General features: G+C 69.6%; 1 pseudogene. It reads left to right on the top strand.

The features are described 5' to 3' along the window. Positions 1-388, top strand: a pseudogene (locus EN781_RS33940) (EEP domain-containing protein); the annotation flags it as partial.

The raw sequence follows: 388 nt of genomic DNA, 5'->3' as shown, positions 1-388 counted from the left end.
GCCCGCGTCGTCAACCGCCGCAGGCAGTTCGGCACCATGGTGCTGTCGAGGCTGCCGATCGTCTGGTCGCGCTTGCACTCCCTGCCGCTGCGCCGCACGGTGCGCCCGCTCAACACGCGCAACGCCGCGCTTGAATGCATGATCCGCACGCCAGCCGGTCCAGTGCGGGTGTTCTCCCTGCATCTCGCGCACATCGCCGTCGAGGAGCGGCTGGAGCAGATCGACTATCTCCTCAACGAACATCGCCGGGCGCCGTCCGACGGCGGCCCCTGGAGCGGCGCCGACGACGAACCGCAGCGCAACTGGAGCAATGGCGGGCCGGAGCCGGAGAACCCACTGGCGGCGATCTGGCTGGGCGACTTCAACATGGAGCCGGGGAGCGCCGAAT

The organism is Mesorhizobium sp. M4A.F.Ca.ET.090.04.2.1, from assembly GCF_003999085.1.
Lineage (GTDB): Bacteria > Pseudomonadota > Alphaproteobacteria > Rhizobiales > Rhizobiaceae > Mesorhizobium.
The sequence above is the reverse complement of the archived record's forward strand: the minus strand, read 5'-3'. Positions and strand labels throughout refer to the sequence as shown.